We start from the raw sequence: 21,910 nt of genomic DNA on the forward strand, positions 1-21,910 counted from the left end.
GAGCCCCCGCCATGCTGCGCATCAGCCAAGAAGCCCTCACTTTCGACGACGTCCTCCTGATCCCAGGTTATTCGGAAGTCCTGCCCAAGGACGTGAGTCTCAAGACTCGCCTGACCCGTGGCATCGAACTGAACATCCCGCTGGTGTCCGCCGCGATGGATACCGTGACCGAAGCCCGCCTGGCCATCGCCATGGCACAGGAAGGCGGCATCGGCATCATCCACAAGAACATGAGCATCGAGCAACAGGCCGCCGAGGTCCGCAAGGTCAAGAAGCACGAGACCGCCATCGTTCGCGATCCGGTCACCGTGACCCCGTCGACCAAGATCATCGAACTGCTGCAAATCGCCCGCGAATACGGCTTCTCCGGCTTCCCGGTGGTGGAAGAGGGTGAGCTGGTCGGCATCGTCACCGGCCGCGACCTGCGCGTGAAGCCGAACGTCGGCGACAGCGTTTCCGCGATCATGACTCCGAAGGACAAGCTGGTCACCGCCCGCGAAGGCACCGCCCTGGAAGAGATCAAGGCCGCCCTCTACGAGAACCGCATCGAGAAGATGCTGGTGGTGGACGAGAAGTTCCGCCTGACCGGTCTGGTCACCTTCCGTGACATCGAGAAGGCCAAGACCTACCCGCTGGCCTCCAAGGACGACGAAGGCCGCCTGCGCGTCGGCGCAGCCGTTGGCACTGGCGCCGATACCGGCGAGCGTGTTTCCGCCCTGGTCGCCGCTGGTGTTGACGTCGTTGTCGTCGATACCGCCCACGGCCACTCCAAAGGTGTGATCGACCGCGTGCGCTGGGTGAAGGAAACCTTCCCGCAGGTACAGGTCATCGGCGGCAACATCGCTACCGGAGAAGCGGCCAAGGCACTGGCTGACGCCGGCGCCGACGCCGTGAAGGTCGGCATCGGCCCGGGCTCCATCTGCACCACCCGTATCGTCGCTGGCGTCGGTGTGCCGCAGATCTCCGCCATCGCCAACGTCGCCGCAGCCCTGGAAGGCACCGGTGTTCCGCTGATCGCTGACGGTGGCATCCGCTTCTCCGGCGACCTGGCCAAGGCCATGGTGGCTGGCGCCTACTGCGTGATGATGGGTTCGATGTTCGCCGGTACCGAAGAAGCTCCGGGCGAGATCGAACTGTTCCAGGGCCGTTCCTACAAGTCCTACCGTGGCATGGGTTCCCTGGGCGCCATGGCCGGCTCCACCGGTTCCTCCGACCGCTACTTCCAGGACGCCTCTGCCGGCGCTGAGAAGCTGGTGCCCGAAGGCATCGAAGGCCGTGTGCCGTACAAGGGCCAACTGACCGCCATCGTCCACCAGCTGATGGGTGGTCTGCGCGCCGCCATGGGCTACACCGGCAGCGCCGACATCCAGGACATGCGCACCAAGCCGCAGTTCGTGCGCATCACCGGCGCCGGCATGGCCGAGTCCCACGTCCACGATGTGCAGATCACCAAGGAAGCCCCGAACTACCGCGTAGGTTAAGGGGTTTCGGTTAATGAGTCGGACACGGGGCTGGTTGATACAGCCCCGTGTCGTTTAAGAATTTCGCTACGAGAGATGGCCATGGCCCAAGACATTCACGCTCACCGGATCCTGATCCTCGACTTCGGCTCCCAGTACACCCAGCTGATCGCCCGCCGCGTCCGCGAGATCGGCGTGTACTGCGAAATCCATCCGTTCGACATGAGCGACGACGAGGTTCGTGCCTTCGCCCCGCGCGGCATCATCCTGGCCGGTGGCCCGGAGTCGGTGCACGAAGCCAACAGCCCGCGCGCGCCCAAGGCCGTGTTCGACCTGAAGGTGCCGCTGTTCGGCATCTGCTACGGCATGCAGACCATGGCCGAGCAGATGGGCGGCAAGGTACTGGGCTCTGACCTGCGCGAGTTCGGCTATGCCCGCGTCGACGTGGTCGGCAAGGCCCGCCTGCTGGACGGCATCGAAGATTGCGTCAGCGAAGACGGCGTATTCGGTCTCGACGTGTGGATGAGCCACGGCGACAAGGTCACCGAAATCCCGGCCGGCTTCCACATCCTTGCCAGCACCCCGAGCTGCCCGATCGCCGCCATGGCCGATGATGCCCGTGGCTACTACGGCGTGCAGTTCCACCCGGAAGTGACCCACACCAAGCAGGGCGGTCGCATCCTCTCCCGTTTCGTGCTGGACATCTGCGGCTGCGAAGCCCTCTGGACCCCGTCCAACATCGTCAACGACGCCATTGCCACCGTGCGTGCCCAGGTCGGCAACTCCAAGGTGCTGCTGGGACTGTCCGGCGGTGTGGATTCCTCGGTGGTCGCGGCCCTGCTGCACAAGGCCATCGGCGACCAGCTGACCTGCGTCTTCGTCGACAACGGCCTGCTGCGCCTGCACGAGGGTGACCAGGTGATGGCCATGTTCGCCGAGAATATGGGCGTCAAGGTCATCCGCGCCAACGCCGAAGAGAAATTCCTCAGCCGTCTGGCCGGCGTCAGCGACCCGGAGCAGAAGCGCAAGATCATCGGCGGCAGCTTCATCGAAGTCTTCGACGAGGAAGCCACCAAGCTGAAGGACGTGAAGTTCCTTGCCCAGGGCACCATCTACCCTGACGTGATCGAGTCGGCCGGCGCCAAGACCGGCAAGGCCCACGTGATCAAGTCGCACCACAACGTCGGTGGCCTGCCCGAGGACATGCAGTTCGAACTGGTCGAGCCGCTGCGCGAGCTGTTCAAGGACGAAGTCCGCAAGATCGGCCTGGAGCTGGGCCTGCCCTACGACATGGTCTACCGCCACCCGTTCCCGGGCCCGGGCCTGGGCGTACGCATCCTCGGCGAAGTGAAGAAGGAGTACGCCGACCTGCTGCGTCGCGCGGACCACATCTTCATCGAAGAGCTGCGCAACTTCGACTGGTACCACAAGACCAGCCAGGCCTTCGTGGTGTTCCAGCCGGTGAAATCCGTCGGCGTGGTCGGTGATGGCCGTCGCTACGCCTGGGTCGTGGCCCTGCGTGCCGTGGAAACCATCGACTTCATGACCGCTCGCTGGGCGCACCTGCCGTACGAGCTGCTGGAGAAGGTCTCGAACCGCATCATCAACGAGATCGAAGGCATCTCCCGCGTCACCTACGACGTGTCGAGCAAGCCGCCGGCCACCATCGAGTGGGAATGATCGGAGACGTTTAACGTTTCCTTAACGAGGGGCGCGGCAAGCTCGCCGCGTTCCTTGCAGGCGAGGGCGGAGATACCCGTCCTTGACCTGGCGCATGAGAGGCGTTCGCGCCTTCATGCAAAGTTCTCCTGATTGCAGTGCAGCCGGCCGCAAGAGCCTGGCGCCGGGCGCGAACGCGCCAACCTCCGTGAAAGCCGATGGGGTCGCAAGTCCCTTGTTTGAGGAGTCTGGACCCATGTCGTTTACCCGTAGACAAGTACTCGGTGGCCTTGCTGGCCTGGCCGTTGTCGGCCTGGGCGCCGGCGGCGCGCGCATCTGGCTGGCGCGCCCGGAAGTCGCCGCCGAGCATGATTACGAATTGATTGCCGCACCGCTGGACCTGGAGCTGGTACCCGGCCACAAGACTCCCGGCCTGGGCTATGGCGGCCAGGCTCCCGGCGTGGAAATCCGCGCGCGCCAGGGCGACTGGCTGCGGGTGCGCTTCACCAACAAGCTGGACGAGCCGACCACCATCCACTGGCACGGCATCCGTCTGCCCATCGAGATGGACGGCGTGCCCTACATCTCGCAGCCGCCAGTGCAGCCGGGTGAGAGTTTCGTCTACCAGTTCAAGACGCCGGACGCCGGCAGCTACTGGTACCACCCGCACCTGATGAGCAGCGAGCAGTTGGGCCGCGGCCTGGTCGGGCCGCTGATCATCGACGAGCGTGAGCCGAGCGAGTTCAGCAGCGAGAAGGTCCTCAACCTGAAGACCTGGCACGTGGACGAAGAGGGGAATTTCACGCCCTTCAGCGTACCGCGCGAGGCGGCACGCGAAGGCACTCGCGGACGCCTGTCGACCATCAACGGCGAACGCACGCCGGTGATCGAATTGCCGGCCGGCGAGATTGTCCGGGTGCGTATCCTCAACGTCGACAACACCGTGACCTACCGCCTCAACCTGCCAGGTGCCGAGGCGAAGATCTACGCCATCGACGGCCATCCGGTGGAGCCGCGCGACTTCGGCAAGGGCCCCAACGACCAGTACTGGATCGGCCCCGGCATGCGCCTGGAGCTGGGCATCCGTGGCCCGGCGGAAGGCACAGAGCTATCTTTGCGCAATGGCCCGGTGCGCCTGGCGACTATTCGTGGCGTGGCCAACTCCAAGGCGCCCACCGCCCAGTGGCCGGCGCCGCTGCCGCGCAACCCGGTGGCCGAGCCGGACCTGAAGAACGCCGAGACCATCAACTTCAAGTTCGAATGGGTCGGCGCCATGACTGACTACTCCAAGGGGCAGTCGACGCCGTCACTGTGGCAGATCAACGGCGTGGCCTGGCAGGGCGGCGAGGAGCACAAGCACAACTCACCGCCGCTGGCGAAGCTCAAGGAAGGCAACAGCTACATCTTCGTGCTGCGCAACATGACCCAGTACCAACACCCGATCCACCTGCACGGCATGGCCTTCAAGGTGCTGGACTCCGATCGTCGGGAGATCATTCCGTATTTCACCGATACCTACCTGCTGGGCAAGAATGAGACGGCACGCGTGGCACTGGTGGCGGATAACCCCGGCCTGTGGATGTTCCACTGCCACGTGATCGATCACATGGAGACCGGGCTGATGGGGACCATCGCGGTGGGCGAGGCATGGTGCGGCTGACCAACAGCAAGGGGCATCCGACGGTAAAAGGGTTGGCGCCGGTCATCGACCGCAGCCGGGATATCCCTTTCATGCGTGAAGCCATGGTGCTGGCCGAGCAGGGCGCAGCCCTGGGCGAAGTGCCCGTGGGCGCCGTGCTGGTGCTGGATGGGCAGATCATCGGCCGCGGCTTCAACCGGCCGATCACTTCCCACGATCCCAGCGCCCATGCCGAAATGGTCGCCATTCGTGAAGCCGCTGCCGCCGTGCAGAACTACCGCCTGCCCGGCAGCACCCTCTATGTGACGCTCGAACCCTGCAGCATGTGTGCTGGCCTGCTGGTGCACTCGCGCATCCAGCGCGTGGTATTCGGCGCCACCGAGCCGAAGTCGGGCGTAGTGGTCAGTCGCGGCAACTTCTTCGAGCAGGACTTCCTCAACCACCGGGTGCTGGTGGAAGGCGGGGTGCTGGGGGAGGAGTGCAGTGCGATGCTCTCGGCCTTCTTCAAGGCGCGGCGCAAGGGCTCCCCGTAGAAGCGAGCTTGCTCGCGAACCTTCCCGCTCTGTGTGGTGGGTGGACTATCGCGGCACCGTTCACGTAGAGAGCGGCAGAAAAGCCTCAGAGCTTCTGATCACGCCCATCGTCGTCATCGCTGGGTTTGGTCTTGTTCACGCCCGGCAGGTGCAGGCCGCTTTCGGCAAGCTGGCCGCCTTCCATCTGCGGCTGGGTCACCCAGGTCAGGATGTCGTAGTAGCGGCGCACGTTCTGCACGAAGTGCACGGTTTCGCCGCCACGCGCGTAGCCGTAGCGGGTCTTGCGGTAGTACTGCTTCTGCGCCAGGCGCGGCAGCATCTTCTTGACGTCGAGCCACTTGTTCGGATTCAGGCCTTGCTGCTCGGCCATCTTGCGCGCGTCGTCCAGGTGGGCGCCGCCGATGTTGTAGGCCGCCAGGGCGAACCAGGTGCGGTCCGGGTCCTTGATGCTGTCGGGCAACTCGTCCTTGATCTGGGTGAAGTACTTGCTGCCGCCCTGGATGCTCTGCTTCGGGTCCAGGCGATTGGCCACGCCCATGGCCTGGGCGGTACGGTTGGTCAGCATCATCAGGCCGCGCACGCCGGTCTTGGACGTTGCGTCGGGCTGCCACATGGATTCCTGGTAGCCAATGGCGGCCAGCAGACGCCAGTCGGCTTCGAGCTTGGTGCCGCTCTGGCGGAAGTGCGGTTCGTACTTGGGCAGGCGCTGTTGCAGGTGCTGGGCGAAGGTGTACGCGCCGACGTAACCCAGTACGTCCACGTGGCCGTAGTAGCGGTCTTTCAGGCGCTGCAGCAGGCCGTCCTGCTTGGCCTTGTCGAGGAAGGCGTTGACCTTGTCGATCAGGCTGTTGTCGTCGCCGGCCGGCAGCGCCCAGGCCAGGCCCTTGGCATCGCCGAGGTCGAAGGCGACGCGCACGTTGGGGAAGTAGACCTGGTTCATCGCAAGCTCGTTGGAGTCCACCAGTGTCAGGTCGATCTCGCCGACGTCCACCATGCGCAGCAGGTCGACCATCTCGTCCGCGTCGGACTCGCGGTATTCCAGCTTGGGATACTGCTTCTTCAGTTCGGCCAGTTGAGAGGCGTGGCTGCTGCCTTTCAATACGACGATGCGCTTGCCCACCAGGTCTTCGGGGCGGGTAGGGCGCTGTGCGCCGTTGCGGTAAACGACCTGCGGGGTGACGTCGAGGTAGGAGTGCGAGTAGCGCACCTGGGAATCGCGTTCACCGCCCGGAGTCAGGCCGGCGGCCGCCAGGTTCGGTCCGCCGTCGCGGCCGATGCGGTCGTAGAGGTCGTCGATGTTGTCGGCGGTCTCAATCTGCAGCTGCACGCCCAGGCTGTCGGCGAAGCGCTTGGCCAGCTCGTACTCGAAGCCGGTATCGCCGTTACGGTCCTGGAAGTAGGTGGCCGGACTGTTGCGGGTAATCACGCGCAGCACGCCGTCCTTCTGCACGCGCTCAAGGGCCGTCGGGGCTTTCGCCTCGCTACAGCCGGAAAGCAGCAGAAAGATACAGGTCGCCAAGATCCAGGCGGTGCAGCGCACGCGGGACACAGTCAGGGCAAGCATCGGGGCAGTATACGCAAAGGCCGTTGTGCGCCATATCTCGACAGCCAGAAGCTTCTCTGCTAGTTGGGGTGCCGTTCGTCGGCATTTTCCCTGCTGAAGGCCGTTGGGCGGGGCTTTTTCCTAGGACGCTCGAAGGCCTTCGAAGATGAAAGGCAGTTTCCGCCGGAGGGACGGTAAGGAAGGTGCTTGAAAGCTGCCGCCGCGCAGCGCTTTACGGTAGAATGCACGGCCTCTGTGGGCCGGCCCGTCCGGCCCCACACACTTCCCCGTCTCCAGAGGCTGTTCCGACAATGCTGATCCTGCGCGGTGCTCCCGCCCTTTCCGCTTTCCGCCACGGCAAACTGCTCGACCTGCTGACCCAGCATGTACCCGCCGTCACTGGGCTGTATGCCGAGTTTGCGCACTTCGCCGAGGTCACCGGAGCCCTCAACGCCGAGGAAGAACAAGTCCTGGCGCGCCTGCTGAAATACGGTCCGAGCGTTCCCGTGCAGGAGCCCGCCGGCCGCCTGTTCCTGGTTCTGCCGCGCTTCGGCACCATCTCGCCCTGGTCGAGCAAGGCTTCTGACATCGCCCGCAACTGCGGCCTGGCAAAGATCGAGCGTCTCGAGCGCGGCATCGCCTACTACGTCACCGGCGAGCTGAGCGAGGCCGACGTGCAAGCCGTCGCCGCCCGTCTGCACGACCGCATGACCCAGCTGGTCCTGAACCAGCTCGAGGAAGCTTCGGCCCTGTTCAGCCACGCCCAGCCCAAGCCGCTGACCGTGGTCGACATCCTTGCCGGCGGTCGCGCCGCGCTGGAGAAGGCCAACCTCGAACTGGGCCTGGCCCTGGCCGAAGACGAGATCGACTACCTGGTGAAAAGCTTCGTCGAGATGGGGCGCAACCCGCACGACGTCGAGCTGATGATGTTCGCCCAGGCCAACTCCGAACACTGCCGCCACAAGATTTTCAACGCCAGTTGGGACATCGACGGCCAGGCTCAGGACAAGAGCCTGTTCGGCATGATCAAGAACACGTATGAAATGCACCGTGAAGGCGTGCTGTCCGCTTACAAGGACAACGCCGCGGTCATGAAGGGCTACGTCGCCGGTCGCTTCTACCCGAACGCCGAGACTCGCCAGTACGGCGCCAGCGAAGAGCCGGTGCACATCCTGATGAAGGTGGAGACCCACAACCACCCGACCGCTATCGCCCCCTTCCCCGGCGCCTCCACTGGCTCCGGTGGCGAGATCCGCGACGAAGGCGCAACCGGTCGTGGCGCCAAGCCCAAAGCCGGCCTGGTTGGCTTCACCGTCTCCAACCTGAACATCCCCGGTTTCGAGCAGCCCTGGGAAGTGCCCTACGGCAAGCCCGAGCGCATCGTTACCCCGCTGGACATCATGATCGAAGGCCCGCTGGGCGGCGCCGCGTTCAACAACGAATTCGGCCGTCCGAACCTGGCCGGCTACTTCCGTACCTTCGAGCAGGCCATCGCCACCCCGCGCGGTGAGGAAGTTCGTGGCTACCACAAGCCGATCATGATTGCCGGTGGCATGGGCAATATCCGCGAAGACCACGTGCAGAAGGGCGAGATCTCGGTCGGCGCCAAGCTGATCGTGCTCGGCGGCCCGGCCATGCTGATCGGCCTGGGCGGCGGCGCCGCTTCCTCCATGGCCACCGGCGCTTCCGCCGCTGACCTGGACTTCGCCTCGGTGCAGCGCGAGAACCCGGAAATGGAACGCCGTTGCCAGGAGGTCATCGACCGCTGCTGGCAGATGGGCGAGAACAACCCGATCAAGTTCATCCACGACGTGGGTGCGGGCGGCATCTCCAACGCCCTGCCGGAACTGATCAACGACGGCGGCCGTGGCGGCCGCTTCGAACTGCGCAACGTACCCAACGACGAGCCGGGCATGAGCCCGCTGGAAATCTGGTGCAACGAGTCGCAGGAACGCTACGTGATGTCGGTCGACGCCGCCGACTTCGAGACCTTCAAGGCCATCTGCGAGCGCGAGCGCTGCCCGTTCGCCGTGGTCGGCGAGGCCACCGAAGAGAAGCAGCTGACCGTCGCCGACAGTCACTTCGGCAACAAGCCGGTGGACATGCCGCTCGAGGTACTGCTCGGCAAGCCGCCGCGCATGCACCGTTCGGTCACCCGCGAGGCCGAGCTGGGCGATGACTTCGCCGCCGCCGGCCTGGACCTTGCCGAGTCCACCGAGCGCGTGCTGCGTCACCCGGCCGTGGCCAGCAAGAACTTCCTGATCACCATCGGTGACCGCACCATCACCGGCCTGGTTGCTCGCGACCAGCTGGTCGGCCCGTGGCAGGTTCCGGTGGCCGATTGCGCCGTCACCGCCACCAGCTTCGACGTCTACACCGGTGAAGCCATGGCCATGGGTGAGCGTACCCCGCTGGCCGTGATCGACGCCCCGGCTTCCGGCCGCATGGCGATCGGCGAGACCATCACCAACCTGGCCGCCGCGAGCATCGACAAGATCTCCGAGATCAAGCTCTCCGCCAACTGGATGGCTGCTGCCGGCCACCCGGGCGAGGACGCGCGCCTGTACGACACCGTCAAGGCTGTCGGCATGGAGCTGTGTCCGGCGCTGGGCATCACCATTCCGGTGGGCAAGGACTCCATGTCCATGAAGACCCGCTGGCAGGATGGCGACGCCGAGAAGAGCGTTACCTCGCCGATGTCGCTGATCATCTCCGGCTTCGCTCCGGTCAATGACGTGCGCAAGACCCTGACGCCGCAGCTGCGCCTGGACAAGGGCGAGACCGACCTGATCGTCATCGACCTCGGCCGTGGCAAGAACCGCATGGGCGGCTCCATCCTCGCCCAGGTCAACGGCCAGATCGGCCGCGCCGCTCCGGACGTTGACGATGCCGAAGACCTGAAAGCCTTCTTCGCCGTGATCCAGGGCCTGAACGCCGACGGCCACCTGCTGGCCTACCACGACCGTTCCGACGGCGGCCTGATGGCCACCGTGGTGGAAATGGCCTTCGCCGGTCATTGCGGTCTGGACCTGAATCTCGACGCGCTGGCCGACAGCCGTGACGAGCTAACTGCTGCCCTGTTCAACGAAGAGCTTGGCGCTGTGATTCAGGTTCGCTCCGCTGCTACCCCGGAAGTGCTGGCGCAGTTCAGCGCCGCCGGCCTGGAAGACTGCGTTGCGGTCATCGGCCAGCCGGTCAACGGCGCCGAGATCGACCTGGCCTTCAATGGCGAGCGTGTCTTCAGTGCTCAGCGCCGCAACCTGCAGCGCATCTGGAGCGAGACCAGCTACCGCATCCAGCGCATGCGCGATAATGCCGACTGCGCGGACCAGGAATTCGACGGCCTGCTGGAAGAAGACAACCCCGGCCTGTCGGTGAAACTGAGCTTCGACGTCAACGACAACATCGCCGCGCCCTACATCAAGAAGGGCGTGCGCCCGCAGATCGCCATCCTGCGCGAGCAGGGTGTGAACGGTCAGGTGGAAATGGCTGCGGCCTTCGACCGCGCCGGCTTCGCCGCCGTCGACGTGCATATGAGCGATATCCTCTCCGGCCGCATCAGCCTGGAGCAGTTCAAGGGCCTCGTGGCCTGCGGCGGCTTCTCCTACGGTGACGTGCTGGGCGCCGGCGAAGGCTGGGCCAAGTCGATCCTGTTCAACGCCCGTGCCCGCGACGGTTTCCAGGCCTTCTTTGAGCGCAAGGACAGCTTTGCCCTCGGCGTGTGCAACGGTTGCCAGATGATGTCCAACCTGCACGAGCTGATCCCCGGCACCGAATTCTGGCCGCACTTCGTGCGCAACCGCTCCGAGCAGTTCGAAGCGCGCGTGGCGATGGTCCAGGTGCAGGAGTCGCAGTCGATCTTCCTGCAGGGCATGGCCGGCTCGCGCCTGCCAATCGCCATCGCCCACGGCGAAGGCCATGCGGAGTTCGAGAGCGAGGAGGCTCTGCTGGAAGCTGATCTGTCCGGCACCGTGGCCCTGCGTTTCGTCGACAACCTGGGCAAGGTCACCGAGAGCTACCCGGCCAACCCGAACGGTTCGCCGCGCGGCATCACTGGCCTGACCAGCCGTGACGGCCGCGTGACCATCATGATGCCGCACCCGGAGCGCGTGTTCCGTGCCGTGCAGAACTCCTGGCGTCCGGACGAGTGGGAAGAGGACGGCGGCTGGATGCGCATGTTCCGCAACGCCCGCGTCTGGGTCGGCTGAGTCCGGTCTGATGCGATACGGGAAAGGGGAAAGCTTCGGCTTTCCCCTTTTTCTTTGTGCAGCCGCTGGAGGAGTGAGTCTTGGCTGACGAGGAGCCGCTTCCGGAAGTCCGGGCGGTGGAGGCGGGGCAGGTCCTGCGCCTGTGCTGCTGCGGGCAGTGCGCCAGCCTGCCGGATGCTGGGGCGGCCTGTACCGCCCCGTTGGAACTGAGCGTTGGGCGCGAGCGACATCTGTTGCTCTGCCGCTGCGGGCTGTCGGCGAGGCTGCCGTTCTGCGACGGCTCCCACGCACCTGCGGTGCCAGGCCTGAAAGAGCGCTGGCGACGCTTCACCGGCCGCTGAGCTCGAAGTACGTCACAGATTTTGTACAAAGTGCCTCACAAGCGAACAAGCCCGGAACCGGACGGTCGAACTTCCACGACGACCTGCAAGTCACAAGAGGCAAAGTGCCACTATTTGTGGCAGCATTTGTCACCCGTGGCGCTCTTTGTCACGGCTGTGTCCCTGTTTCGATCGGAGTCTCCGATGTACAAACTGTGTTTCTACGTTCCGGAAAGCCATCTGGAACCGGTCAAGAAAGCGGTGTTCGCCGCCGGTGCAGGACGCATCGGTGCCTATGACAGTTGCTGCTGGCAGGCGCTCGGACAGGGACAGTTCCGCCCTCTGCAGGGCAGCAATCCGTTCATCGGCCAGGCCGGCAGTGTCGAGCAGGTCGCCGAGTGGAAGGTGGAGATGGTGGTGGCCGACGAGTTGATCCATGACTCGGTCAAGGCCCTCAAGCAGGCCCACCCCTACGAGACGCCGGCCTTCGAGGTCTGGCGGCTGTCGGACATGGTGTTCTGAGCAGATGTGAAAAAGGCGCCCCCGAGGCGCCTTTTTTCTTTCCGCTCGCTCAGGGGCGGATTTCGATCAGCGTGCCGTCCTTGACCAGGCTCCAGACCTCGCGCATGTCGGCGTTGGTCATGGCGATGCAGCCATTCGTCCAATCCAGGGTCGAGAAGTACCACTCGGGGTACTCGTCATCCATCGGCGTGCCGTGGATCATGATCATGCCGCCGGGCGACAGGCTCTTTTCCCGCGCCTTGGCGACATCGCGGGCGTTGGGGTAGGAGATGTGAATGGAAAGATTGTACTTGTCGCTGGTCTTGCGCCAGTCGACCCAGTAGAAGCCTTCCGGCGTGCGGTTGTCGCCCTCGGCCAGCTTCGGGCCCTGCGGGCGTTTACCCAGGGACACTCGGTAGCTCTTGAGAACCTTGCCGTTGCTCATGAGGCTCAGCTTGCGCTCGGACTTGAGCACGAGAATCTTGTCGATACGACCGTCGAGCGTGGGCATCGCGTTGGCATGCGAGAACGCTGCGAAGGTCAGACAAAGTACGGCAATCAACCAGCGCATCGAGTGGTGTTCCCCGGTAGTTCCTAAAGCCTTAGAGGCGGTATATGAGCTTATTAGTTCTTTTTCTGTGCAAGCATTGGGAGAATCCCTTCGTTTCGTATCGGGAAGTTCTGAACGATCCGATCCGACAGGAAATATTCTAAGGTACGGCCCACGGTGGGGAAAGCCAGCTCGCCCCACGGAATGTCGGATTCTTCGAAGAGTTGTACTTCCAGGCTTTCCTCTCCGGCTGAAAAGTCCAGATCGGCCAGTTGGGCGCGGAAGAAGATATAAACCTGGCTGATATGCGGTAGATCAAAGACCGTATAAAGCTGCAGGCCCTGGACACGGGCATTGGCCTCTTCGAGGGTCTCGCGGGCCGCTGCCTGCTCCAGGGTTTCGCCGTTTTCCATGAACCCCGCTGGCAGGGTCCAGAACCCCTGGCGCGGCTGAATGGCGCGGCGGCAAAGAAGAATGCGCCCCTCCCAGACCGGCAGGCAGCCGGCGACGATGCGCGGGTTCTGGTAATGCACGGTCTGGCACTGGTCGCAGACGAAGCGCGGGCGGTTGTCGCCGCTGGGGATGCGCAGGCTCACGCTGGCGCCGCACTGGCTGCAGAATTTCATGCCGCTTCCTTGTTATTGAATGGCGCAATCTTGCGCGTTGCACAGTGCGCCCAGCAAGGGGCGGGGGTTGGGCAGGGGCGTCTTTCATGCCATGATCCTTCAATTAGAAGAATCGGCCCCCGCAGGATGTTCGGCATGCTGGACCAGCTGCGCCAACGCATACAGACGCACACGCCAAGCGACCTTGAAACGGACCACAGCTTCCCGGAAGCGGCGGTCCTGCTCCCCATCACTCCCCAGGAAGAGCTCGTGCTCACCCTGCGCGCGACCGGGCTTTCGACCCATAGCGGCGAAGTCGCCTTCCCCGGTGGGCGCCGCGACCCGGAGGATGTGGACCTGATCCATACCGCCCTGCGCGAGGCCCAGGAGGAGATCGCCCTGCCACCGGGGCTGGTGGAGGTCGTCGGGCCGCTGAGCACCCTGGTCTCGCGGCACGGTATCCTGGTCAAGCCATTCGTCGGCTTTGTCCCCGATTTCGTGGAATACCGCCCCAACGACGGCGAGATCGACGCCGTGTTCAAGGTACCGCTGGAGTTCTTCCGCGGCGACCCGCGGGAAACCACCCACCGCATCGATTATTTCGGCCGCAGCTGGTACGTCCCGAGCTACCTGTTCGAGGGCTACAAGATCTGGGGCCTGTCCGCGATCATGCTGGTCGAGTTGCTGAACCTGCTATACGACGCCCGCATCGACCTGCACCAGCCGCCGTCGAAGTTCATCAAGCTGAGCTGAGACCCGATAATAAAGAGCGGCCCCCGCCTGAGGAGAAACCCATGAAGTACCGCCTGGGCTCGTCCCGAGTCGAAACCCATCCGGAAAGCTGGATCGCCCCCAACGCCACGGTGGTCGGCAAGGTGCGCCTCGACGCCGGCGCCAGCGTGTGGTTCAACGCCGTGCTGCGCGGCGACAACGAGCTGATCCACATCGGCGAGCACAGCAACGTGCAGGACGGCACCGTCATGCATACCGACATGGGCTTCCCGCTGACCCTGGGCAAGGGCGTCACCATCGGCCATAACGCCATGCTGCATGGCTGCCAGGTGGGCGACTACAGCCTCGTCGGCATCAATGCGGTCATCCTCAACGGCGCGAAGATCGGCAAGTACTGCATCATCGGCGCCAACGCGCTGATCCCCGAAGGTAAGGAAATCCCCGACGGTTCCCTGGTCATGGGCTCCCCCGGCAAGGTAGTGCGCGAGCTGACCGAGCCGCAGAAGAAGATGCTCGAAGCCAGCGCCGCCCACTATGTGCATAACGCCCAGCGTTATGCCCGCGACCTGGCCGAGCAGGAAGAAGAATGAGTCAGGAACGCCCCGTGGCCTCGCCCTGCGTGTACGTCTGCACGCTGGACGATGCCGACATCTGCCTGGGTTGCCAGCGCAGCGCTGCCGAAATCACCCGTTGGGGCCTCATGGACAACGCCGAGCGCCGTGACGTGCTCGCCCGTTGCGAAGAGCGTGCCCGCGAACAGGGTGTGCTGATCTAGCGCGCCATCGATTTTTCTTTTCCCGAGGTTTCCCGCAATGCCCCGTATTGGAACTCCCCTGTCGCCGAGCGCGACCCGTGTACTGCTCTGTGGCTCCGGCGAGCTGGGCAAGGAAGTGGCGATCGAACTGCAGCGCCTGGGTTGTGAAGTCATCGCCGTCGACCGCTATGCGAACGCACCGGCCATGCAGGTCGCGCACCGCAGCCACGTGATCAGCATGCTCGACGGTGTCGCCCTGCGCGCGGTGATCGAGCAGGAGAAGCCGCACTACATCGTGCCGGAGATCGAGGCCATCGCCACCGCGACCCTGGTCGAACTGGAGAACGAAGGCTACACCGTCATCCCCACAGCCCGTGCCGCTCAGCTGACCATGAACCGCGAGGGCATCCGCCGCCTGGCCGCCGAAGAGCTGGGCCTGCCGACCTCGCCCTATCACTTCGCCGACACCTACGAGGACTATGCCGCTGGCGTCGCCGCCGTGGGCTATCCGTGCGTGGTGAAGCCGATCATGAGTTCCTCGGGCAAGGGCCAGAGCGTGCTCAAGTCCGACGCCGATCTGAAGACCGCCTGGGACTATGCCCAGGAAGGTGGTCGTGCCGGCAAGGGCCGGGTCATCGTCGAAGGCTTCATCGATTTCGACTACGAGATCACTCTGCTGACCGTGCGCCACATTGGCGGCACCACCTTCTGTGCACCCATCGGCCACCGCCAGGTGAAAGGCGACTATCACGAGTCCTGGCAGCCCCAGGCGATGAGCCCGAAGGCGCTGGCGGAATCCGAACGCGTGGCCAAGGCGGTCACCGAAGCGCTGGGCGGCCGCGGCCTGTTCGGCGTGGAGCTGTTCGTGAAGGGCGACGAAGTGTGGTTCAGCGAAGTGTCGCCGCGCCCGCACGACACCGGCCTGGTCACCCTGATTTCCCAGGACCTCTCCGAATTCGCCCTGCACGCCCGCGCCATCCTCGGCCTGCCGATCCCGGTGATTCGCCAGCTGGGCGATTCCGCTTCGGCGGTGATCCTGGTGGAAGGCAAGTCGCAGCAGGTTTCCTTCGGCAACCTCGGTGCCGCCCTGAGCGAGCCGGACACCGCGCTGCGCCTGTTCGGCAAGCCGGAAGTGGACGGCCAGCGCCGCATGGGCGTCGCCCTCGCGCGCGACGAGTCGATCGACGCCGCCCGTGCCAAGGCCACCCGTTCGGCCCAGGCGGTCAAAGTCGAGCTGTGAGCCGCTGGGCGGGGCTGATGTGGTGGGCGGCGGCGTTGCCGCTGCTGCCGCTGGCCCTGCCCATGGCCGTGCGCACCCGGCGCACGGCCTTGCGCCTGGCGCCCGCTGCGGGCGTGTGCGAAGGCATCGCAGGGGGCGAGCTTGCCGGCGAACCCTTTCGGTTGTTACTGCTGGGTGAATCCACCGTTGCCGGTGTTGGCGCGTCCTGCCTGGACTTCGCGTTGGCCGGTCGGCTGGCTTCGGCGCTCTCTGGTCGTCTCCAGCGCCCCGTCGCCTGGCGGGCGGTGGGGGAGAATGGCATTACCGCAGGCGAAGCCTGCGAACGCCTGCTGCCGCGGGTAGCCGGACAGGATTACCACCTCGTGGCGCTGGTCTTCGGCGTCAACGACACCACGCATTTCAGCTCCAGCCAGCGCTGGCTGGGGGCTCTCGCTCAACTGATCGGGCATTTCCGTCGCCGTGGTACGCGGGTGGTTTGCACGGCGGTACCGCCATTGCAACACTTCACGGCCTTGCCCTGGTTATTGCGCCAGTTGCTGGGCTGGCGCGCGACGCTGCTGGATCGCCAGCTCAGTGTTCTGGCGCTGGCGCAGGGAGCGGGTTATTGCGGGGTGAGCCTGGAGATGCAGCCGCAGTTCCTCGCCATCGACGGCTATCACCCATCGGCGCTGGGCTATCAGGTGTGGGGCGAGCACCTGGCGCAGTGGCTTGAGCCCGATGGTAGGAGCGAGCTTGCTCGCGAACCTGCCGCACACTGAGACAGACGGTGCAGTGCGTTCGCGAGCAAGGGCTAGGCGCCCCTCTCGGTCCTGCAGGGGGCGCATTTATCGGATGGCGTTCAGGTCATCATCACGCGTCTCACGCAGGCACAGCACGGCGAGCAGGCTCAGCGCCGCCGCAACCGACACGTAACCGCCCACCCAGCTCAACCCACCCATGCCCACCAGCTTCTGCGCGATGTACGGCGCCACCGAGGCGCCGAGGATGCCGCCCAGGTTGTAGGCCGCCGAAGCGCCGGTGTAGCGCACGTGGGTGGGGAAGAGTTCCGGCAGCAGTGCGCCCATGGGGGCGAAGGTCACGCCCATGAGGAACAGTTCCAGCGACAGGAACACTGCCACTTCCACCGACGAACCCTGGCTGAGCAGCGGCTCCATGGCGAAGCCGGAGGCGATGGCAGCGAGGGTTCCGACGATCAGCACCGGCCTGCGCCCGAAGCGGTCGCTCAGCCAGGCAGAGACCGGCGTGGCGGCGGCCATGAAGAGCACGGCAATGCACAGCAGGCCGAGGAAGTCCTCGCGGCTGTAGCCCAGGGTGCTGACGCCGTAACTCAGCGAGAACACCGTGGAGATATAGAAGAGGGCGTAGCACACCACCATCGCCAGGGCGCCCAGCAGGGTTGGCCGCCAGTGCTTGGCGAACAGCTCGGCAATCGGCAGGCTGGCGCGCTCGTGGCGCTCCATGGCCTTGGCGAACACCGGGGTTTCCACCAGTTTCAGGCGCACGTACAGGCCGACGATGACCAGCACGGCACTGAGCACGAACGGGATACGCCAGCCCCAGGCGCGGAACTGCTCTTCGCTGAGGAACATGGCCAGGCAGAGGAACAGGCCGTTGGCAGCGAGGAAGCCGATCGATGGGCCCATCTGCGGGAACATGCCGAACCAGGCGCGGCGGCCCTTAGGCGCGTTCTCCGTGGCCAGCAGCGCGGCGCCGCCCCATTCGCCACCCAGTCCAAGGCCCTGGCCGAAGCGCAGCACGCAGAGCAGGATCGGTGCCCAGGCGCCAATGCTGTCATAGCCCGGCAGCAGGCCGATCAGGGTAGTGGAGATACCCATCAGCAGCAGCGAGGCCACCAGGGTCGATTTGCGCCCGATGCGGTCGCCGAAGTGGCCGAACAGCGCCGAGCCCAGCGGGCGGGCAAGGAAGGCGATGCCGAAGGTGATGAAGGCGCTGAGCGCCTGGGCGGTGCCGGAGGTCTGCGGGAAGAACACCGGACCGATCACCAGCGCGGCGGCAGTAGCGTAGACGTAGAAGTCGTAGAACTCGATGGCGGTGCCGATGAAGCTGGCCACCGCGACGCGGGTGGTGGAGTTGGTCTGTTCGGCCGGTTGTGTGGCTTCGAGGGTAGCGCTGGTCATACGGGGGATATCCCTGGCAGTCAGGCGCGGCGACGACTCTGGCGGTCGTGTCCGGCGTTGCTTGAGGCATCGCCATGGCGCGAGTGCGAGCGCGGCCCGGGATCGGGGCAGGGGGGCGCGACTCGCGGTGGGTCAGGGCGAGGCCGGCTGCTTCGCAAGGCAACGACGCAGGGTCGAGGCTCGGCGGGGCGTGCGATTGACTGGCCGGCGCGGCGTCGAGGGTAACGACGGGCACAGGCGGGAGGCTGGGTAAGCCGTCCGGATTATAGGGGCGGGTGGGGCAGCTCAGGCAAGTTCGTCGGTGTAGGGTGCTTCCCTGGGCGGCGCGCCGGGCAGCCAGGCGCGCACGCTTTTCACCCGGTTTTCGCCGGACTGGAGGATTTCCAGGCGGTAGCGGCCGATCTTCAGGCACACCGCGCAATCGGGTATCTGCTCCAGCGCTTCGGTGACCAGGCCGTTGAGGGTCTTGGGACCATCGCTGGGCAGTTGCCAGCCCAGGGCGCGGTTGACGTCGCGCAGGTTGGCCGAGCCCTCGATGACGTAAGTGCCGTCGGCCTGGGGGTGGATGTCCGGGTTGCGCAGGGTGTTCTGGTTGCTGAACTCGCCGACGATCTCTTCGAGGATGTCTTCCAGGGTGATGATGCCGATCACTTCGCCGTATTCGTCGACGACGATGCCGATGCGGCGCTTCTGCTTCTGGAAGTTGATCAGCTGGGTCGACAGCGGCGTGCTCTCAGGCACGAAGTAGGGCTCCAGGCACGCGGCCTTGAGGCTTTCCTTGGTCAGCTGGTTGTGGGTCAGCAGACGGGCGATCTGGCGCATGTGCACCACGCCCTCGACCTGGTTGATGTCGTTGCGGAACACCGGCAGGCGGGTATGGGTGGTATTGCGCAGCTGGCCGATGATGGTTTCCAGTTCGTCGTCCAGGTCGATGCCCTGGACTTCGTTGCGCGGCACCATCAGGTCGTTCACCGTGATCTTTTCCAGGTCGAGGATGCTCAGCAGCATGTCCTGGCGGTTGTGGGTGAGCTTCTCGCTGGAGTCGGTGACCACGCTGCGCAGCTCGTCGTTACTCAACGGCTTGTTGCCGCGCTGGGTTGGGTCGAGGCCGCCCATGCGCAGCAGGAGGTTGCTGATGCCGGTCATCAGCCAGAGCAGCGGGCTGAACAGCTTCTGCATCCAGATCAGCGGCAGGCTGGCGGGGAAGGCCACGCGCTCGGGGCGCAGGGCAGCGTAGGTCTTGGGGGTGATTTCGCCGAAGATCAGCAGGATCAGCGTCAGCGCGATGGTCGCGATGGCCACGCCGGCTTCGCCCCACAGGCGCAGGGCCAGCAGGGTCGCCAGGGACGAGGCGATGACGTTGACGAAGTTGTTGCCGATCAGGATGGTGCCGAGCAAGCGGTCGGTGCGCAGCAGCAGCCAACTGGTACGCCGTGCGCCGCGGTTGCCCTTCTTGGACAGGTGGCGCAGGCGGTAGCGGTCGAGGCTGAGCATGCCGGTCTCGACGCTGGAGAAGAACGCCGAGCAGAGAATCAGGAAGACGAGCAGGCCGATCAGATAGCCGGGGTGGATCTCTTCCATGCGCGCATATCCTTCAGCGGCGCTCGGGCGCCGCCGTTAGCGTCAGATGTGCAGGATGAATTCCTTGACCAGCTTGCTGCCGAAGTAGGCCAGCATCAGCAGGCAGAAACCCGCAAGGGTCCAGCGGATCGCCTTGTGGCCACGCCAGCCGAGCTGGTGGCGGCCCCACAGCAGCACGCCGAACACCACCCAGGCGAAGCAGGAGAGGATGGTCTTGTGCGCCAGGTGCTGGGCGAACAGGTTGTCGACGAACAGCCAGCCGGAGATCAGCGACAGCGAAAGCAGCGACCAGCCGCCCCAGAGGAAACCGAACAGCAGGCTTTCCATGGTCTGCAGCGGCGGGAAGTTGCGGATCAGGCCCGACGGGTGCTTGTGCTTGAGCTGGTGATCCTGCACCAGCAGGAGCAGCGCCTGGACCACGGCGATGGTCAGCAGGCCGTAGGCCAGGATCGACAGCAGGATGTGCGCGAGGATACCCGGCTGCTCATTGATCGGCTCGATGGTGCCGTGGGGCATCAGCAGCGCCAGCAGGGTGGTCAGTGCGCCGAGCGGATAAAGGAAGAGCAGCAGGTTCTGCACCGGTATGCGCAGGCAGGCCAGCAGGGTCAGGCCGGTGACCGCGGCGGAGATCAGGCTGGCGGCGTTGAAGAAGTCCAGCGCCAGGCCCGCAGGCGTCAGCAGCTCCTGGCTCAGGCTGTAGGCCTGGCAGAGCAGGGCGACCAGGCCCGCCAGGAGGAGCAGCGGTTTGTGCGGCGGGGTGCGGCGGGCCAGGCTTGTGCCCTGGTAGGCAGTGGTGCCGATATAAAGGACGGCGGCGATCAGGCTGGGCAGCAGAGGTTGCATAAGTCCTTGGAACAGTCCTTCGACGGGGGACCCGAAAGGTGGTGAGTTTGGCACAGATCGCCCGCGCCTAGAAAGCGGCTGAGAACAGTTCGCTTCTGGCCTGCGAAGCGGTCCGTCACATCAGGATCATCGGCGGTGTTGGCGTTGGCCGCACTTCGTTATAATCGGCGGCTTGCTGACAAGCCAAACCCAGGCCCGACCGGGCTGATTAGGAACGCGCATGTTCGAAAACCTTACAGATCGCCTCTCGCAAACGCTGCGCCACGTCACCGGCAAGGCCAAGCTGACCGAGGACAACATCAAGGACACGCTCCGCGAAGTGCGGATGGCCCTGCTGGAAGCCGACGTGGCCCTGCCGGTGGTCAAGGACTTCGTCGCCAAGATCAAGGATCGCGCGGTCGGCACCGAGGTTTCCAAGAGCCTGACCCCGGGTCAGGCCTTCGTGAAGATCGTCCAGGCCGAACTGGTCGAGCTGATGGGCGCGGCCAACGAGGATCTCGATCTGAACGCCGCTCCGCCGGCGGTCATCCTGATGGCCGGCCTGCAGGGCGCGGGCAAGACCACCACCGCCGGCAAGCTGGCGCGCTTCCTTAAAGAGCGCAAGAAGAAGTCCGTGCTGCTGGTGTCCGCCGACGTCTATCGCCCGGCGGCGATCAAGCAGCTGGAAACCCTGGCCAACGACCTGGACGTGACCTTCTTCCCGTCCGATACCAGCCAGAAGCCGGTGGCCATCGCTGAAGCGGCGATTCGCGAAGCCAAGCTGAAGTTCATTGACGTGGTGATCGTCGACACCGCCGGCCGTCTGCACATCGACGCCGACATGATGGACGAGATCAAGCAGGTCCACGCGGCGATCAAGCCGGTGGAAACCCTGTTCGTGGTCGATGCCATGACCGGCCAGGATGCCGCCAATACGGCCAAGGCCTTCAATGATGCGCTGCCGCTGACCGGCGTGGTGCTGACCAAGGTCGACGGCGACGCTCGTGGCGGTGCCGCGCTGTCCGTGCGTGCCATCACCGGCAAGCCGATCAAGTTCCTCGGCATGGGCGAGAAGAGCGAAGCGCTCGATCCGTTCCACCCCGACCGTGTGGCTTCGCGCATCCTCGGCATGGGTGACGTGCTCAGCCTGATCGAGCAGGCCGAGCAGAACATGGACCGCGAGAAGGCCGAGAAGCTCGCGAAGAAGATCAAGAAGGGCAAGGGCTTCGACCTGGAAGACTTCCGCGATCAGCTGCAACAGATGAAGAACATGGGCGGCCTGGGCAGCCTCATGGACAAGCTGCCGATGCTTGGTGGCGTCAACCTGTCGCAGATGGGCAACGCGCAGAACGCGGCGGAGAAGCAGTTCAAGCAGATGGAGGCGATCATCAACTCCATGACCCCCGCCGAGCGCCGTGACCCGGAAGTGATCAGCGGCTCGCGCAAGCGCCGCATCGCCATGGGCTCGGGTACCCAGGTGCAGGACGTTGGTCGCCTCATCAAGCAGCACAAGCAGATGCAGAAGATGATGAAGAAGGTCACCGCCAAGGGCGGCATGGCCAAGATGATGCGCGGCATGGGGAGCATGTTCCCCGGCGGCATGCCCAAGATGTGAGGCCAGACGG

General features: G+C 64.9%; 19 protein-coding genes. 13 read left to right on the plus strand and 6 right to left on the minus strand.

Features of this window, described 5'->3' with window-relative positions; translation table 11 throughout:
• Window positions 1-11 precede the first annotated feature (11 nt).
• From guaB to tadA, 4 genes are all read left to right on the plus strand, one after another.
• Window positions 12-1,481 carry an IMP dehydrogenase gene (gene guaB / locus FAS41_RS19155; RefSeq protein WP_138525023.1) on the plus strand — a complete coding sequence of 490 codons (1,470 nt, stop codon included), beginning with the start codon at window positions 12-14 and terminating at the stop codon, window positions 1,479-1,481.
• 81 nt (window positions 1,482-1,562) lie between these two features.
• Window positions 1,563-3,140, plus strand: a complete 1,578-nt coding sequence (gene guaA / locus FAS41_RS19160) for a glutamine-hydrolyzing GMP synthase (protein WP_138525025.1) — start codon at window positions 1,563-1,565, stop codon at window positions 3,138-3,140.
• A gap of 235 nt (window positions 3,141-3,375) precedes the next feature.
• Entirely contained in the window at window positions 3,376-4,779 is a 1,404-nt protein-coding gene (locus FAS41_RS19165; RefSeq protein ID WP_138525027.1) for a multicopper oxidase family protein, read from the plus strand.
• Window positions 4,767-5,291: a tRNA adenosine(34) deaminase TadA gene (gene tadA, locus FAS41_RS19170; protein WP_138525029.1), complete on the plus strand. Its 525-nt coding sequence runs from the start codon at window positions 4,767-4,769 to the stop codon at window positions 5,289-5,291. The genes FAS41_RS19165 and tadA overlap by 13 nt, the downstream gene beginning before the upstream one ends.
• 85 nt (window positions 5,292-5,376) lie before the next feature.
• On the opposite strand, the gene mltF is transcribed toward tadA, so the two are convergent.
• Complete coding sequence (gene mltF / locus FAS41_RS19175; RefSeq protein WP_138525031.1) at window positions 5,377-6,855, minus strand: membrane-bound lytic murein transglycosylase MltF; 1,479 nt, start codon at window positions 6,853-6,855, stop codon at window positions 5,377-5,379.
• A 290-nt stretch (window positions 6,856-7,145) separates the two neighbouring features.
• On the opposite strand from mltF, the gene purL reads away from it, so the two are divergent.
• The 3 genes from purL to FAS41_RS19190 all read left to right on the plus strand — a co-directional run bounded on the left by purL (window position 7,146) and on the right by FAS41_RS19190 (window position 11,884).
• Window positions 7,146-11,042 (plus strand): phosphoribosylformylglycinamidine synthase, encoded by a 3,897-nt coding sequence (gene purL, locus FAS41_RS19180; protein WP_138525033.1) that lies wholly within the window; start codon window positions 7,146-7,148, stop codon window positions 11,040-11,042.
• An 80-nt stretch (window positions 11,043-11,122) separates the two neighbouring features.
• Window positions 11,123-11,383 (plus strand): CDGSH iron-sulfur domain-containing protein, encoded by a 261-nt coding sequence (locus tag FAS41_RS19185; RefSeq protein WP_138525036.1) that lies wholly within the window; start codon window positions 11,123-11,125, stop codon window positions 11,381-11,383.
• Window positions 11,384-11,566: 183 nt separating this feature from the next.
• Complete coding sequence (locus tag FAS41_RS19190; protein WP_017522254.1) at window positions 11,567-11,884, plus strand: YqfO family protein; 318 nt, start codon at window positions 11,567-11,569, stop codon at window positions 11,882-11,884.
• Window positions 11,885-11,933: 49 nt separating this feature from the next.
• Here FAS41_RS19190 and FAS41_RS19195 read toward each other — a convergent pair whose 3' ends face one another.
• Together FAS41_RS19195 and FAS41_RS19200 are read right to left on the minus strand one after the other, a co-directional pair.
• Window positions 11,934-12,434: a L,D-transpeptidase family protein gene (locus FAS41_RS19195; protein ID WP_138525038.1), complete on the minus strand. Its 501-nt coding sequence runs from the start codon at window positions 12,432-12,434 to the stop codon at window positions 11,934-11,936.
• A 53-nt stretch (window positions 12,435-12,487) separates the two neighbouring features.
• Window positions 12,488-13,039 (minus strand): NUDIX hydrolase, encoded by a 552-nt coding sequence (locus FAS41_RS19200; protein ID WP_138525041.1) that lies wholly within the window; start codon window positions 13,037-13,039, stop codon window positions 12,488-12,490.
• 135 nt (window positions 13,040-13,174) lie between these two features.
• Between FAS41_RS19200 and FAS41_RS19205 the strand changes: the two genes are divergently transcribed.
• From FAS41_RS19205 to FAS41_RS19225, 5 genes are read left to right on the plus strand one after another with little or no spacing between them, the layout of a single operon-like run.
• Window positions 13,175-13,771: a CoA pyrophosphatase gene (locus tag FAS41_RS19205; RefSeq protein ID WP_017522246.1), complete on the plus strand. Its 597-nt coding sequence runs from the start codon at window positions 13,175-13,177 to the stop codon at window positions 13,769-13,771.
• A 41-nt stretch (window positions 13,772-13,812) separates the two neighbouring features.
• Complete coding sequence (locus tag FAS41_RS19210) at window positions 13,813-14,340, plus strand: gamma carbonic anhydrase family protein (protein WP_138525043.1); 528 nt, start codon at window positions 13,813-13,815, stop codon at window positions 14,338-14,340.
• Window positions 14,337-14,525: a DUF1289 domain-containing protein gene (locus FAS41_RS19215; RefSeq protein WP_138525045.1), complete on the plus strand. Its 189-nt coding sequence runs from the start codon at window positions 14,337-14,339 to the stop codon at window positions 14,523-14,525. The genes FAS41_RS19210 and FAS41_RS19215 overlap by 4 nt, the downstream gene beginning before the upstream one ends.
• A 37-nt stretch (window positions 14,526-14,562) precedes the next feature.
• A complete protein-coding gene (gene purT, locus FAS41_RS19220; RefSeq protein WP_138525047.1) occupies window positions 14,563-15,744 on the plus strand; it encodes a formate-dependent phosphoribosylglycinamide formyltransferase in 1,182 nt (393 codons plus the stop codon).
• Entirely contained in the window at window positions 15,741-16,502 is a 762-nt protein-coding gene (locus FAS41_RS19225; RefSeq protein ID WP_171049517.1) for an SGNH/GDSL hydrolase family protein, read from the plus strand. Before purT ends, FAS41_RS19225 begins: the two co-directional genes overlap by 4 nt.
• Window positions 16,503-16,568: 66 nt before the next feature.
• Here FAS41_RS19225 and FAS41_RS19230 read toward each other — a convergent pair whose 3' ends face one another.
• The 3 genes from FAS41_RS19230 to FAS41_RS19240 form a co-directional block, all read right to left on the minus strand.
• On the minus strand, window positions 16,569-17,882 hold the full coding sequence (locus FAS41_RS19230; protein ID WP_138525049.1) for an MFS transporter: 1,314 nt from the start codon (window positions 17,880-17,882) through the stop codon (window positions 16,569-16,571).
• A gap of 285 nt (window positions 17,883-18,167) precedes the next feature.
• Window positions 18,168-19,463, minus strand: coding sequence for an HlyC/CorC family transporter (locus tag FAS41_RS19235; RefSeq protein WP_138525051.1), 1,296 nt, complete (start codon window positions 19,461-19,463; stop codon window positions 18,168-18,170).
• A gap of 42 nt (window positions 19,464-19,505) precedes the next feature.
• On the minus strand, window positions 19,506-20,306 hold the full coding sequence (locus FAS41_RS19240; protein WP_138525053.1) for a cytochrome C assembly family protein: 801 nt from the start codon (window positions 20,304-20,306) through the stop codon (window positions 19,506-19,508).
• A 220-nt stretch (window positions 20,307-20,526) separates the two neighbouring features.
• Here FAS41_RS19240 and ffh point away from each other — a divergent pair, with 220 nt between their 5' ends.
• Entirely contained in the window at window positions 20,527-21,900 is a 1,374-nt protein-coding gene (gene ffh / locus FAS41_RS19245) for a signal recognition particle protein (RefSeq protein WP_138525055.1), read from the plus strand.
• Window positions 21,901-21,910: the final 10 nt, after the last annotated feature.

The organism is Pseudomonas nicosulfuronedens (genome assembly GCF_005877905.1).
Classification (GTDB): Bacteria; Pseudomonadota; Gammaproteobacteria; order Pseudomonadales; family Pseudomonadaceae; genus Pseudomonas; species Pseudomonas nicosulfuronedens.